Below are 13,587 nucleotides of genomic sequence, written 5' to 3'. Positions count from 1 at the left end.
GATGAAATATTCCGTGAGCAAGGCGAAATCTGGAATAAATAGCCTATCGCAGCGCGCGATTGCAAGCAAATGAGACGCTCATTTTGCCGACTCGTAAGTACCATTGACTCACTCGATCTTGAACCGGCGTGTCGATGCGGAGTGGTGCTATGACGGATTTGTCCAGCGGTAGTGAGCAGGTACGGAGCCTCGGCGTTCAGCGCACGGAGGCGGCGGACGCCGATCCGCAGGAAACAGCGGAGTGGCTCGAGGCGCTCGACGCTGTCGTGGAACACGTGGGCCGCGAGCGCGCGCAGTTTCTGTTCGACCGGCTCGCGAGTCACGCGGTGTCGCTCGGCGTCGAATCGGCGCGTACCAACGTCACGCCATATCGCAACACGATCGCGCCCGAAGATCAGCCGCGCTATCCGGGCAATCTCGAAATGGAGGAGCGGCTTGCCGCGGCGCTGCGCTGGAACGCTCTCGCAATGGTGGTGCGCGCGAACAAGGCGTACGGCGAACTCGGCGGCCACATCGCGAGCTATGCATCGGCGGCCGATCTGTTCGAAGTCGGCTTCAACCATTTCTTTCGCGCGTCGATGCCGGGGGCGGGCGAGGGCACGGGCGATCTCGTGTATTTCCAGCCGCATTCGTCGCCGGGTGTGTATGCGCGCGCGTATCTGGAAGGTTTTCTCTCCGAGGACAATCTGCGGCATTACCGTCGTGAGATCGGCGGGCCGGGGCTCTGTTCGTATCCGCATCCGTGGCTGATGCCGGACTTCTGGCAGTTTCCCACTGGCTCGATGGGCATTGGCCCGATCAATGCGATTTATCAAGCGCGCTTCATGCGCTACCTCGCGAATCGCGGCCTCGCGCTCACTGAAGGCCGCAAGGTGTGGGGCTTTTTCGGCGACGGCGAAATGGATGAGCCGGAGTCGACCGGCGCATTGTCGCTGGCCGCGCGCGAAGGGCTCGACAATCTGGTGTTCGTCATCAATTGCAACCTGCAGCGTCTGGATGGTCCGGTGCGCAGCAATGGCCGGATCATCGACGAACTGGAGGCGCATTTTGTCGGCGCCGGCTGGAACGTGATCAAGGTGATCTGGGGCTCGGACTGGGACGCGCTGTTCTCGCGCGACCACAGCGGCGCTTTGCTGCGCGCGTTCGCGAATACGGTCGACGGCCAGTTCCAGACTTTTTCGGCGAACGACGGCGCGTACAACCGCGAGCGCTTCTTCGGACAGAACCCGGAATTGGCCGCGCTCGCCGCACAACTGAGCGACGAGGATATCGACCGCTTGCGGCGCGGCGGTCACGACGTGCGCAAGCTGCATGCGGCTTACGCAAAAGCGCTCGCGCATCGCGGCCAGCCGACCGTGATCCTCGCAAAGACGATGAAAGGCTTTGGCATGGGCACCGCTGGCCAGGGCCGCATGACCACGCACCAACAGAAAAAGCTCGATTTCGACGACCTCAAGGCGTTTCGCGACCGGTTCCGTTTGCCGCTCACCGACGCGGACGTCGAACAGGTGAAGTTTTACAAACCCGCGGAAGACAGTCCGGAAATGCAATACCTGCATGCTCGCCGGGCCGCTCTCGGAGGCTATCTGCCCAGAAGGCGGAGAGTTGCGTCGGAGGGGCTGATCGTCCCGCCGATGTCCTCCTGGAGCCAGTTCGCGCTTGATTGCAACGGCCGCGAAATGTCTACGACGATGGCGCTCGTTCGGATGCTGACCGCGCTGCTGAAGGACGCGGGTCTCGGCCCACGCGTCGTACCGATTGTCGCCGACGAGGCGCGCACCTTCGGCATGGCGAACATGTTCCGCCAGGTCGGTATCTACTCGCCGTTGGGTCAGCTTTACGAGCCGGAAGACCTCGGCTCGATGCTGTATTACCGCGAGGACACGCAAGGACAGATTCTGGAGGAGGGCATTTCGGAAGCGGGCGCGGTGTCGTCGTGGATCGCGGCCGCGACGTCGTACAGCGTGCACGACCTGCCGATGCTGCCGTTCTACATCTACTACTCGATGTTCGGTTTTCAGCGGATCGGCGATCTCATCTGGGCAGCCGCTGACCAGCGCGCACGCGGGTTTCTGATCGGTGCGACGTCGGGCAAGACGACGCTCGGCGGCGAGGGCTTGCAGCATCAGGACGGCACGAGCCATCTGGCGGCATCGACCATTCCGAACTGCCGCGCGTACGATCCCGCGTTCGCTTACGAAGTCGCGGTAATCGTCGACGAAGGGATGCGGGAGATGGTCGAACGTCAGCGCGACGTGTTCTATTACGTCACGGTGATGAACGAGAACTACGCGCAGCCTTGTGCACCGGACGGCGATGTGGCTGCCATCCGCGAAGGTATTCTGAAGGGCATTTATCCGCTTGCCGCCGGTGCGGAGAAGGGCGCGCCGGCGCAGATTCAATTACTCGGCGCCGGAGCTATTCTTGGCGAGGTCATCGCCGCGCAACGCATGCTGAAGGACGACTGGCAGATCGACGCCGCGGTGTGGAGCGTGACCAGCTTCAGCGAATTGCAGCGCGACGGCATGGCGGCGGAGCGGCTTGCGCGTTATGGCGATGCGTCGTCGCCCGTGCCTTACGTCGCGCGAGTGCTGGGCGAGTCGGAAGGGCCGATCATCGCCGCGACGGATTATGTTCGCGCCGTGCCCGAGCTGATTCGCGCATACGTGCCGCGCCGCTACGTGACGCTCGGCACGGACGGTTTCGGCCGCAGCGATACACGTGAGGCCTTGCGGGAATTTTTCGAGGTGGATCGCAAGGCGATCGTCATGGCCGCGCTCAAAGCGCTAAAGGACGAAGGCGTGCTTGAGGGGCATGTTCTGAGCGATGCGCGTCAGCGGTATTACGGCGATGCGCCGGTGCAAGCGGCGTCGTGGGAACGTTGATCCGACCGGTCGACGGTGGTGGTTACACAGGTAATGTGTCGTTACCACTTGCAGCATCTATTTCTGCGCGCGTAGCCGACAATTCGTTCCATGCCTGAACGGCGGGAGCGAAAAATGAAAAAGTTAGCAGTGGCGTTAGTGATGGTGGGCAGCTTGAGCGTCGCGGGACAAGCGTCGGCTCATGGTCATGGCGGTGGCGGCGGCGATGTAGTGGGCGCACTGATCGGCGGCGCGGTGCTGGGCGCGGTCGTGACGTCGATATTGAATCCTGCGCCCGCGGTGGCCTATCAACAACCGGTCTATGCGCAGCCTGTCTATGCACAGCCGGTGTACCAGCAGGCACCGGCTTACGCGGGCCCGCCCCCGGGCTACTGCTACGACCAGTACCAGCGCGGATATGTGGCGTGCGGAGCGCCGCAGCAGCAGTACGAATATGGCGAGCCTGCGCCCAGGTGGTAAATGGTAGGCGGGTCGTAACTGCACGCTGCAGACAGAAAGGCCGTCGCTCACTGCGACGGCCTTTTGTTTTGACGCCGCAAGGCGCGGGCTTCAGTGCTTGTGATGCAGCCACTCGGCGTAGTGCGTATCCAGCCAGCGCTCGAGCTTTTGCGGTCCCGCCTTGTGGTGATAGCGGGAGGCCGCCCAGATTGCCCCGCCGACCAGCAGCATCACGGTCGGCCCAAGCAGGTAAGCGATCAACGATTCAGACATGGCAGCCTCCACGAAAAGGTTGCATCGTTGCTCCAGTGTAGGCGATCAGTCGCAGGAGAGAAGCGCCGCGTGATGCGAGGGCATGGCTTGGCGCTTTTGCGCTTGTGGCGATGTATTAATAACCTCGTGAACTACGCCCGTTTTCTTTACAGGGCAGGCGCTTGGAGCAGCCTGCCGTGTCTTTGTGTACCTAAAATTGCAGGTCGCGGGCATTTCGCCTTTACGTGCGTCCTGCTCCTTCGATCATCCCGCGCCCACGGCTCTTTTCCGCGCTGCGTCGAGCTCTGCATCGACGAAATCCGCCCATTGCTGCGCGATTTGCCGCTGCTCAGCCGGACCGGATTCAGGCTCGCCTTGCGACTCGCTTTGTCGCGTTTGCGCTGATGTTTTGTCCCGTTGTGCATGCTCTGTCATCTCGCGCAGATGCGCCCACGCCGTCCGGCGGAAGTCGTGAAGAACGAAATGTTCGACTTCCAGGCCAAGCGCCTTCACCGCCTGGTTGAGCGTGCTCTTTGCAATCGGCCGGTCGTCGCCCCTTACGCTCGGAAAGACGAAGGTTTGGCTTGCTCGCGTGCGATGCAACTGTTGCAGCATCGCGACCGCCTGCTGAGGCAGGTAGACGATGCGATCCGTATCTTGATGCAGACGCGCGGCGGAGATGCGCCACAGCGCGCGGTCGAGATCGAACTCGTCCCACGTCGCCTCCACGAGATCAGATTTGCGTACCATCGTCAGCACCAACAGATGCAGCGCTATCTTGAGTGGCTGGCGGATGCTCGACGTTTCGATCGAATGCAGCATCGTGCCGATCTCCTCGCCGGAAAGCACGCGGGTGCGGCTCTCGAAGGTGGCGATGGAGCGCGCCGGCACGACTTCCGCCGGGTTTGAGGTTGCCAGTTGGCGAGCGATCAGATACTCGTAGAGTCGCTTGATGACGTTGCGGGTATGCAGCGCCATCTTCGGCGAGCCGCGGCTTTTGATCGCCTCGCAGATGGCGACGACATGCTCCGCGGTCACCGCCTTGACCCGCATGCCGCCGATTGCAGGCAACACGTCTTTGTCGAGCGCGCGGCGCGTGGTGCGTCGATATTCATCTGACTTCCCGGCCATCTCGGTCGCCATATAAAGCTCGGCTGCTTCACGCAGCACGTCGGCTTTCGCTTCGGCCCCGCGGTCGCGGCGTGCAGTCGCGACCGGCGAAATTCCTTGCGCGACGAGCTCCGCGTACTTCTGCGCCTTCGCTCTGGCGACGCGCAGCGAAATCATCCGGTAATCGCCGATGGTCGCAAGCGGCTGGCGCTTGCCGTTCAGCGAATACCGGAAGCGCCAGATCTTCGTGCCCGTGGTCATCACTTCGATCACGAGGCCGTTGCCGTCGGCGACGCTGTAGCGGGCGGCGCGCGGTTCAAGTGCGCGTATCTGGGATTCGGTGAGCGGGGCGGCTAGGCGAGGCATGTTGGAGTGGCTGGTACGCGACAGAGCGAGTTTAAACTGTCTGCGTTTGTGTACCAAGATAAAGCCGGCGTTATTGGTCTACAAAGCATGTTGATCCGTCTCGCTCGCAACGCGTTCAAGCGGCTTACAGTCCGGCCTTTAGCCATTTTTTGGCGGTTTGCATGCCCGCTTCTACTTGCCGATACAAAACCTACTGAAAATCACTCCCAGCAGATCGTCGGAGCTGAATTCGCCAGTGATTGAGTTGAGCTGGTCCTGTGCGAGTCTCAGTTCTTCGGCGAAAAGATCCAGCGCCTGCGAGTTTTGATCGGCATGCGCGGCGGCCGTCGCAAGGTGGTCCTGCGCGGCGCGCAACGCAATCAGATGACGTTCGCGCGCAAGGTAGACGCTCTCCGCGCCGGCCTGCCAACCGGCGATGCGCAGGAGTTCGTCGCGCAACAAGCTCACGCCGTCGCCTTGTTTCGCCGACAGGCGCACTTCGCTCAGGTCGAAATCGGCATCGAGCGCGCGAGCCTCCGGCGGCAAGCCGACAAGGTCCGTCTTGTTCAACACGCGCACGACCGGAACACCGGCCGGGAAGCGTCCGGCAATGGTTTCGTCTTCCACGGTCATGCCCGTGCGCGCATCCAGCAGATGCAGCACCACGTCCGCGCGCTCGATCTCGCTCCACGTCCGCGCAATGCCGATTTTCTCGACTTCGTCTTCGGTATCGCGCAGGCCTGCGGTGTCGATCACGTGCAGCGGAATGCCTTGGATCTGGATGGTCTGTGCGACCTTGTCACGCGTCGTGCCCGCAATCGGCGTGACGATAGCGAGTTCAGCACCGGCAAGTGCATTGAGCAACGAAGATTTGCCGACGTTCGGCTGACCGGCCAGCACCACCGACAATCCCTCGCGCAACAGCGCACCTTGCCGTGCCTCGGCGAGCACGTGCGCGAGACGCTCGCGAATGCGCGTGAGCTTGCCGCGGGCGTCGGCAGCTTCGAGGAAATCGATCTCTTCTTCAGGGAAATCCAGCGTTGCCTCGACGAGCATGCGCAGCGTGATTACTTCTTCGACCAAAGCATGGATGTCGCGCGAAAACGTGCCGTCGAGCGAACGACCTGCCGAGCGCGCAGCGGCCTCGGTGCTCGCTTCGATCAGATCGGCCACCGCTTCAGCCTGCGCGAGATCCAGCTTGTCGTTCAGAAAGGCGCGGCGGGTGAACTCGCCGGGCTCGGCGAGCCGCAGGCCAAATCCGCGCCCTGCGTCGATGCAACGTTGCAGCAGCAATTGCAGCACGACCGGCCCGCCATGGCCTTGCAACTCGAGTACGTGTTCGCCGGTGTACGAATGCGGCGCGGGAAAGTAAAGGGCAATGCCGCGATCGAGCGCGTTGCCGCCGTCGTCGAAAAAAGGCACATAACTCGCGTGACGAGGCGCGAGTGCTTGCCCGGTCAACACCTGCATCAGCGGCTGCGCCGCGGCCTCGCCCGCGCGTCCAAATGAAATGCGCACGACGCCGATGCCTCCCCGGCCGGGCGCGGTGGCAATGGCGACGATGGGATCGGAATCGGTGGTCAGCATGAGTGAGGCGGCGAAATCGGAAGAGTGGGGCAGGGCGGCGCGGACATTTCCGGGGCGCCGGGCATTGTAACGCGGGCTATGTGCCGGCCGGTCTGCGCGTCACCTGACGACCAGAACGTCCTTTCCAGGTCGCCGTTGAGATTGATCCTAAACAAGCTAGGATTTTTACTTGATGAATAGGACTGAGCCAGACTCAACGAGAACGCTGTGCCGTGCAGACGCACGTCCTACATGGAAAAGTCGCAAAAATTGACATTGCGCTGAATCGCTGTTGTGCTGCGGCACGCAAGCTAAAATTATCTCAAATACGTTCAACATGAGCCTGATCAGTTGTCAACTGGGAGGACGCTGAATTGCACAATCTGGCCCATGCCAACCCCGAAAGAAAAAGCTGCCTTCTCGAAGAGGCTGAAGGAAACATTGGAGCCGCTGAAGATTCGCGGCGGGACCAAGCTCGCCGAACAGTTCAACCTTCGCTATCGCGGTGACCGTCCGGTTACTCCACAAACCGCGCACAAGTGGCTCACGGGTACGACGATCCCAAAGCCCGATAAGTTGCGCACGCTTGCCGAGTGGTTGAACGTGAAGGAGCACTGGCTGCACTACGGGCCTTCGCCCGGTGCGAGCGCCAGACCGATGGCCCGCGGCGAGAAGTATCCGCCTTCTCAGGAAACGATCGAACTGGCGTCCAAGATCGAATCGTTGACGCCGAAAGACCGTTTTCTCGTCGAAGAAATGATTGGGCGCTTTTACGGTGAGGATACCGAAGAAGAGTAGCGCGTGCGCCGTCTGCCCACACAGATCGCATGAAAAAAGCCGCCCGGTTCGTTTGAACCGGGCGGCTTTGTTTTTGCAGGCAAGGCGACTTGCCCTCAGCGCTTCAAGCAGCGATCAGGCCGGCTTCGCCTTCGACTGACCCATCATGCGCGTGATGTAGTACTGCTGCGCGATCGACAGCACGTTGTTCACGACGTAGTACAGCACCAGACCGGCCGGGAAGAAGAAGAACATAACCGAGAACGCAATCGGCATGAACATCATCATCTTCGCCTGAACGGGGTCCGGCGGCGTCGGGTTGAGCTTCGTCTGCAGGAACATGGAAACAGCCATCAGCACCGGCAGGATGAAGAACGGGTCCTGCTGCGACAGATCGTGAATCCACAGAATCCAGGGCGCGCCGCGCATTTCGACCGACGACAGCAGCACCCAGTACAGCGAGATGAACACCGGAATCTGCACCACGACCGGCAGACAGCCGCCGAACGGGTTCACCTTCTCGGTTTTGTAGAGTTCCATGAGCGCGGCATTCATCTTCTGCGGATCGCCCTTGAAGCGTTCGCGCAGCGCCTGCATGCGCGGCGTGATCGCCTTCATACGCGCCATGGACTTATAGCTTGCGGCCGAGAGCGGGAAGAACACCGCCTTGATCAACAGCGTGAGCAGCACGATCGCCCAACCCCAGTTGCCGACATAGCTGTGGATCTTTTCGAGCAGCCAGAAAAGCGGCTTCGCGATGATCGTCACCCAGCCGTAGTCCTTCACCAGTTCGAGACCCGGCGCGATGCCTTCGAGCATGCGCTCTTCTTCCGGACCGGCGAAGAGGCGCGCGGACACGTCGACCGTCTGGCCCGGCGCGATGGCCGCAACCGGCTGCTTAACGCCAACGCGATACAGCGTCGGATCGATCTTCTCGACGTAGATGTCGCGCTTCACGCCCTGCTGCGGAATCCACGCCGACGCGAAGTAGTGCTGCACCATCGCGATCCAGCCGTTGTCGGCTTGCTTCGTGAAGTCTTCCTTGTTCTTGTCGATGTCGCCGAACGTCATCTTCTGGAAGTGGTGCTGGTCGGTGTAGACAGCCGGGCCGATGAACGTGTGCGAGAAGCGCGGCGTTTCCACCGGCTGGTCGTCACGCACCAGTTCCATATAAACCGACGGGCTCACCGGCGCGGTGCCGACGTTCTGGATCTTCGTATCGACGCCGATCACATAGCTGCCGCGCGTGAACGTGTAGGTCTTGATGACCTTCAGGCCGCCCTTAACCGGCGACTCGAAGCTGAGCTGGAACGATTTGGCGTCGCCCGTCAGGTCGTGCGGCTGGTTGGGCAACGGCGTGAAGATGTCGTTGTGATTCGGGAAATCGCCGCCGAGCAGACCCGTACGCGCCAGATACGTGTGATTCGCGGTGCGGTCGAACAGCGTGATGACGAGATCCGGCTGCTTGCCGTCGCCTTGCTTGACGAGCGACAGCTTCGACAGCGTGCCGCCGCGAGTGTCGATTTCGCCGTTATAGACGTCGGTGCTGAACTTGACGAGTTGCGACTGCGTAGCCGCCGGCGTGTTGACCGGGGCTGCTGCGTTGGTGGCCGGCAAATCGGCGGGCTGGGTTCCCGGCGTCGTGGTTCCCGGTGCGGCGCTACCGACCGTCTTGGTCGGCGTGGCGCTCGGGAAGAACATCGACGGGCGTCCGTGGTCGCGTTGCCAGTTGTCGAACAGCATGACCGCTGACATGAAGAAGATGACCCATAGGACGGTGCGTTTGATATCCATGCGTTGTCTCAGTGTCGATGGAACGGCGCGTCAGCGCTTTTCAGAAGTGGGAGGCGGGACGAGATCGATGCCGCCCGCGGAAAACGGGTGGCAACGGCAAATACGCCTGGCGGCGAGATAAGTCCCGCGCGCGGCGCCATGATACTGGATTGCTTCGCGCGCGTAATCAGAGCAGGAAGGGTAAAAACGGCACCGATTGCCGAGCATTGGACTCACGGCAAGCTTGTAAAAACGCAGTAAAGCGATGAGTACCGTTTGCATGGCTGGTGCGGCCGGACAGCGCCGCGCAACGTGAAGTACCGGACGACACCCGCCGTTCAAGGCTGCCGGGGCTACTGCAGCCTGAGCGAAAAAGCGGGTGGTCACCTGAGCGTCATTCCGTCTTGGGCGCGTCCGCGGGCGGCGCCTGACGACGGGCAATTTCGCGTGCTGCCTTGTCGAGCAACGACTCGATTTCACTGCGGCACAACGCCTTTAACGGCGGCGACGCGGCGCTCGGCAAAGCCTTTTTGTCGAAGCGCGTGTGCAAACGCAGCAGCACGTCCCAACCGCCGAATTCCGCGCGACGCACCCGAAAGGCTTCGCGCGCGACTCGACGTACCAGATTACGCGTGGCCGCGCGCGGCGCATACTTCTTGCCGATCACGAGGCCGAGGCGAGCCTCGTTGCCGGTAGGCCGGCCGTACACCACGAAGTGCGCAGTGCGGCGCCACGGGCGCAAACGAAAAACGGATGAAAATTCATCCGTTTTCAGTAGCCTTGCGGCTTTGGGGAAGGCGGCTTGCGCTCGCAACGGTACCGAGCGCTGCTGCGGCGCCTCTGCCGGTCCCGCTTCGCCACCGGTCTTGCCCGGTACGGACAGAGCGCGCAATCCGCTCGCCTGCCTTAGATGGCGAGGCGCTTGCGGCCCTTCGCGCGACGTGCGTTGATGACCTTGCGGCCGCCAGCGGTCTTCATGCGAACGCGGAAGCCGTGGGTACGCTTGCGACGGGTAACGGAAGGTTGGTAAGTACGTTTCATGTTGCTCTCACTTGATCGAAAAAAAACCGCGCGATCATCGCTGAAAGCGCAATGGCCGGAGGTTTGCTGAATTGGTTTTCGCGGAACCCGCTATTTAAACCCGTTTTTCGTTGACCGTCAATACTTTAGCCGGTCCCGTCTGGGCGCGCGGTGCGTTTGCGGAGTTGATCCGTCCCTGTGGATAACTCACTTCCGGCTCCCGTTTGGCGTTAGAATCTCGCCTTACTTCCCAAAAATGATGCACGCCGCTCCGGCTCGCTTGCCCCGCAAATCCTTTGTGGCACAGGCGCCTGGGGCTGTTACGCCTGGCTGCTTCGGGCCTTGTTGCGTGCGCGCGACGGGGGCACCGGCGAACGTCGTGCACACCATAACGACAGCAACTCGATGAACGAATTCTGGCAACACTGTTCCGCATTGCTGGAGCGTGAACTCACGCCCCAGCAGTACGTGACGTGGATCAAACCGTTGGCCCCGGTCGCCTTCGACGCCGCTGCGAACACGCTCAGCATTGCTGCGCCGAACCGCTTCAAGCTCGACTGGGTCAAGAGCCAGTTCTCCGGCCGCATCGCGGATATGGCCCGCGATTTCTGGCAAACCCCGGTCGACGTGCAATTCGTACTGGATCCCAAAGCCGGCATGCGCGCCCCTGCGGCAGCCGCGCCGGCTGCGCCGCGTCCGGCTTCGGCGCCTCATTCCATGGGCGGTAGCGCGGGCAACGGCGCTGCCGTGGACGCGGCCGTTGGCGCCGTACAAGCGGCGCACGCCGCGCGCGCGAACGGCGCCAACAGCGCGATGGCGAACCTCAACGCGAACGCCCGCGCGGCAGCTGAGCACAATGCAAATGCTCGCGCCGCAGCCGAAGATTCCGCCGACCTCGACCTGCCGAGCCTCGACGCAAACGAAGCCGCGGCCGCGCGCCGCACATGGCGTCCGGGCCAGAGCGCGAGCTCCAATGGCAACGGCGACAACGACTCGATGTACGAGCGCTCCAAGCTGAACCCGGTCCTGACTTTCGACAACTTCGTGACCGGTAAGGCCAACCAGCTGGCGCGTGCAGCGGCGATTCAGGTCGCGGACAATCCCGGCATCTCGTACAACCCGCTGTTCCTGTACGGCGGGGTGGGCCTCGGCAAGACCCACCTGATCCACGCAATCGGCAACCAGCTTCTGATGGACAAGGCCGGCGCGCGGATCCGCTACATTCATGCGGAACAGTACGTGTCGGACGTCGTGAAGGCGTACCAGCGCAAGGCGTTCGACGACTTCAAGCGCTACTACCATTCGCTGGATCTGCTGCTGATCGACGATATTCAGTTCTTTTCGGGCAAGTCGCGCACGCAGGAGGAGTTCTTCTACGCGTTCGAGGCGCTGGTCGCGAACAAGGCGCAGGTGATTATCACCAGCGACACGTATCCGAAGGAAATTTCGGGTATCGACGACCGTCTCATTTCGCGCTTCGACTCCGGCCTGACGGTGGCGATCGAGCCGCCCGAGCTCGAGATGCGCGTCGCGATTCTGATGCGCAAGGCGCAATCGGAATTCGTGAGCCTCAATGAAGACGTCGCGTTTTTCGTCGCCAAGCATCTGCGCTCCAACGTGCGGGAACTCGAAGGCGCGCTGCGCAAGATTCTGGCGTACTCGAAGTTCCACGGCCGCGAAATCACTATCGAGCTGACGAAAGAAGCGCTGAAAGATCTGCTGACAGTGCAGAACCGCCAGATCTCCGTGGAGAACATTCAGAAGACCGTGGCGGACTTTTACAGCATCAAGGTCGCGGACATGTATTCGAAAAAGCGGCCGGCGAACATCGCGCGGCCGCGGCAGATCGCCATGTATCTCGCGAAAGAGCTCACGCAGAAGAGCTTGCCGGAAATCGGCGAGTTGTTCGGCGGACGCGACCACACCACGGTGCTGCACGCGGTGCGAAAAATCGCCGACGAGCGCAGCAAGGACGCTCAACTGAACCACGAGCTGCACGTGCTGGAGCAGACGCTGAAAGGCTGAGCGGTACCGACGGAAAAATCGACCTGTTTATTTCGTAACTCGCCCCCATTTTAGTGAGGCGGTTCCTTTTTCAGGCACAATACAGGTTTAACCGCCCGGCGGCCGCGGGCGGATTTCACGCCGTGACGGGCGCTGCGTGGCGCCGGCGGGGAGCTGCGGTTGCGTGCCGGAAAAATGCCCAAAAGGGCTGAAAGGCGCGTGGGCCGTTATATCAACGAAGGAACTCTATGCAACTGGTCAAGACCGAACGCGATAACCTCCTCAGGCCGCTGCAAACCGTGAGCGGCATCGTCGAACGCCGCCATACGTTGCCGATCCTCGCCAATTTGCTGATTACCAAGAACGGCCCGGACGTGTCGTTCCTGTCGACCGACCTGGAGTTGCAGATCACCACGCGCGCCGATTTCGGCGTGGGCGGCGATTCGGTGGCCACCACGGTGGCAGCACGAAAGCTCCTCGACATTCTGCGCGCCATGCCCGACGGCCAGGTCACGCTTACGCTGAATGACAAGCGTCTGACGGTGCAATCCGGCAAGAGCCGCTTTGCACTGCAAACGCTGGCTGCAGACGAGTTCCCAACGGTCGCGCAAGCTAAAGACTACGGCGCGAGCCTCGTGGTTCCGCAAAAGACGTTCCGCCAGTTGCTCGGCATGGTCCATTTTTCGATGGCCCAGCAGGACATTCGCTACTACCTGAACGGCATGCTGCTGGTAGTAGACGGCGACCAGTTGATGGCGGTCGCAACCGACGGCCACCGCTTGGCGTTTTCGTCGATGAAGATCGAAGGTGCCTTCGCGCGCCAGGAAGTGATCATTCCGCGCAAGACGATTCTGGAGTTGCAGCGTCTGCTGGAAGACATCGACGACACGCTGAACATCGACATCGCGCAAACGCAGGTGAAGTTCACGTTCGGTCAGGTCGAACTGGTGTCGAAACTGGTGGAAGGAAAATTCCCCGACTTCCAGCGTGTGATTCCGAAGTCGCATAAAAACCAGTTCGTGATCGGCCGTGAAGAACTGCAGCGTTCGCTGCAACGCGCGGCGATTTTGACGTCGGACAAATTCAAGGGCGTGCGCTGCATTATCGAGCCGGGCCAGTTGAAGATCATGTCGACTAACGCCGATCAGGAAGAGGCGCAAGAAGAACTGGAAATCGCGTACGACGGCGACAGCGTCGATATCGGGTTCAACGTCACGTATCTGCTCGACGTGCTCGCGAACCTGAAGGTCGACATGTTGCAAGTGAGCCTTGGCGATGCCAGCTCCAGCGCGTTGATCACGATTCCCGAGAACGACGAATTCAAATACGTCGTGATGCCAATGCGCATCTAACGCGTCCAAAAACCAGAACACACCAAGGGGCGCAGCGCCCCTTTGGCGTTTTTATGGCATTTTGA

12 protein-coding genes are annotated in these 13,587 nt (G+C 61.4%); 5 read left to right on the top strand and 7 right to left on the bottom strand.

Features of this window, described 5'->3' with window-relative positions:
* Positions 1 to 149 precede the first annotated feature (149 nt).
* Both mdeB and J2W46_RS18175 read left to right on the top strand, forming a co-directional pair.
* A complete protein-coding gene (gene mdeB, locus J2W46_RS18180; RefSeq protein ID WP_310355352.1) occupies positions 150 to 2,885 on the top strand; it encodes an alpha-ketoglutarate dehydrogenase in 2,736 nt (911 codons plus the stop codon).
* Positions 2,886 to 2,999: 114 nt separating this feature from the next.
* On the top strand, positions 3,000 to 3,344 hold the full coding sequence (locus J2W46_RS18175) for an ecotin precursor (RefSeq protein WP_310355351.1): 345 nt from the start codon (positions 3,000 to 3,002) through the stop codon (positions 3,342 to 3,344).
* A 90-nt stretch (positions 3,345 to 3,434) separates the two neighbouring features.
* Here J2W46_RS18175 and J2W46_RS18170 read toward each other — a convergent pair whose 3' ends face one another.
* The 3 genes from J2W46_RS18170 to mnmE form a co-directional block, all read right to left on the bottom strand.
* Entirely contained in the window at positions 3,435 to 3,596 is a 162-nt protein-coding gene (locus tag J2W46_RS18170; protein WP_165572585.1) for a hypothetical protein, read from the bottom strand.
* Positions 3,597 to 3,839: 243 nt separating this feature from the next.
* Positions 3,840 to 5,051 (bottom strand): tyrosine-type recombinase/integrase, encoded by a 1,212-nt coding sequence (locus J2W46_RS18165; RefSeq protein WP_310355350.1) that lies wholly within the window; start codon positions 5,049 to 5,051, stop codon positions 3,840 to 3,842.
* Between the two features lie 171 nt (positions 5,052 to 5,222).
* The gene (mnmE, locus tag J2W46_RS18160; RefSeq protein ID WP_310355349.1) at positions 5,223 to 6,617 is read right to left on the bottom strand and encodes a tRNA uridine-5-carboxymethylaminomethyl(34) synthesis GTPase MnmE; all 1,395 of its coding nucleotides are present in this window, start codon (positions 6,615 to 6,617) and stop codon (positions 5,223 to 5,225) included.
* 369 nt (positions 6,618 to 6,986) lie between these two features.
* Between mnmE and J2W46_RS18155 the strand changes: the two genes are divergently transcribed.
* Positions 6,987 to 7,394 carry a transcriptional regulator gene (locus J2W46_RS18155; RefSeq protein ID WP_027804514.1) on the top strand — a complete coding sequence of 136 codons (408 nt, stop codon included), beginning with the start codon at positions 6,987 to 6,989 and terminating at the stop codon, positions 7,392 to 7,394.
* 114 nt (positions 7,395 to 7,508) lie between these two features.
* On the opposite strand, the gene yidC is transcribed toward J2W46_RS18155, so the two are convergent.
* The 4 genes from yidC to rpmH form a co-directional block, all read right to left on the bottom strand.
* The gene (gene yidC / locus J2W46_RS18150; RefSeq protein WP_204522608.1) at positions 7,509 to 9,167 is read right to left on the bottom strand and encodes a membrane protein insertase YidC; all 1,659 of its coding nucleotides are present in this window, start codon (positions 9,165 to 9,167) and stop codon (positions 7,509 to 7,511) included.
* 30 nt (positions 9,168 to 9,197) lie between these two features.
* The gene (gene yidD, locus J2W46_RS18145; RefSeq protein ID WP_006050604.1) at positions 9,198 to 9,428 is read right to left on the bottom strand and encodes a membrane protein insertion efficiency factor YidD; all 231 of its coding nucleotides are present in this window, start codon (positions 9,426 to 9,428) and stop codon (positions 9,198 to 9,200) included.
* A gap of 112 nt (positions 9,429 to 9,540) precedes the next feature.
* The gene (locus tag J2W46_RS18140) at positions 9,541 to 10,038 is read right to left on the bottom strand and encodes a ribonuclease P protein component (protein ID WP_310355348.1); all 498 of its coding nucleotides are present in this window, start codon (positions 10,036 to 10,038) and stop codon (positions 9,541 to 9,543) included.
* 14 nt (positions 10,039 to 10,052) lie between these two features.
* Positions 10,053 to 10,187: a 50S ribosomal protein L34 gene (rpmH, locus tag J2W46_RS18135; protein WP_004198824.1), complete on the bottom strand. Its 135-nt coding sequence runs from the start codon at positions 10,185 to 10,187 to the stop codon at positions 10,053 to 10,055.
* A gap of 384 nt (positions 10,188 to 10,571) precedes the next feature.
* Here rpmH and dnaA point away from each other — a divergent pair, with 384 nt between their 5' ends.
* Both dnaA and dnaN read left to right on the top strand, forming a co-directional pair.
* Positions 10,572 to 12,191, top strand: a complete 1,620-nt coding sequence (gene dnaA, locus J2W46_RS18130; RefSeq protein ID WP_027804513.1) for a chromosomal replication initiator protein DnaA — start codon at positions 10,572 to 10,574, stop codon at positions 12,189 to 12,191.
* Positions 12,192 to 12,418: 227 nt separating this feature from the next.
* A complete protein-coding gene (gene dnaN, locus J2W46_RS18125; RefSeq protein WP_020067348.1) occupies positions 12,419 to 13,522 on the top strand; it encodes a DNA polymerase III subunit beta in 1,104 nt (367 codons plus the stop codon).
* The last annotated feature ends 65 nt before the right edge of the window (positions 13,523 to 13,587 follow it).

Origin of the sequence: Paraburkholderia strydomiana, from assembly GCF_031456815.1 — a bacterium.
Classification (GTDB): Bacteria; Pseudomonadota; Gammaproteobacteria; order Burkholderiales; family Burkholderiaceae; genus Paraburkholderia; species Paraburkholderia caledonica.
The sequence above is the reverse complement of the archived record's forward strand: the minus strand, read 5'-3'. Positions and strand labels throughout refer to the sequence as shown.

Coding starts and splice junctions, on each gene's coding strand:
- mnmE (WP_310355349.1), bottom strand. CDS start 6,617: ATGCTGACCACCGATTCCGATCCCATCGTCGCCATTGCCACCGCGCCC.
- J2W46_RS18165 (WP_310355350.1), bottom strand. CDS start 5,051: ATGCCTCGCCTAGCCGCCCCGCTCACCGAATCCCAGATACGCGCACTT.
- mdeB (WP_310355352.1), top strand. CDS start 150: ATGACGGATTTGTCCAGCGGTAGTGAGCAGGTACGGAGCCTCGGCGTT.
- J2W46_RS18155 (WP_027804514.1), top strand. CDS start 6,987: ATGCCAACCCCGAAAGAAAAAGCTGCCTTCTCGAAGAGGCTGAAGGAA.
- yidC (WP_204522608.1), bottom strand. CDS start 9,167: ATGGATATCAAACGCACCGTCCTATGGGTCATCTTCTTCATGTCAGCG.
- J2W46_RS18175 (WP_310355351.1), top strand. CDS start 3,000: ATGAAAAAGTTAGCAGTGGCGTTAGTGATGGTGGGCAGCTTGAGCGTC.
- dnaA (WP_027804513.1), top strand. CDS start 10,572: ATGAACGAATTCTGGCAACACTGTTCCGCATTGCTGGAGCGTGAACTC.
- dnaN (WP_020067348.1), top strand. CDS start 12,419: ATGCAACTGGTCAAGACCGAACGCGATAACCTCCTCAGGCCGCTGCAA.
- yidD (WP_006050604.1), bottom strand. CDS start 9,428: ATGCAAACGGTACTCATCGCTTTACTGCGTTTTTACAAGCTTGCCGTG.
- rpmH (WP_004198824.1), bottom strand. CDS start 10,187: ATGAAACGTACTTACCAACCTTCCGTTACCCGTCGCAAGCGTACCCAC.
- J2W46_RS18170 (WP_165572585.1), bottom strand. CDS start 3,596: ATGTCTGAATCGTTGATCGCTTACCTGCTTGGGCCGACCGTGATGCTG.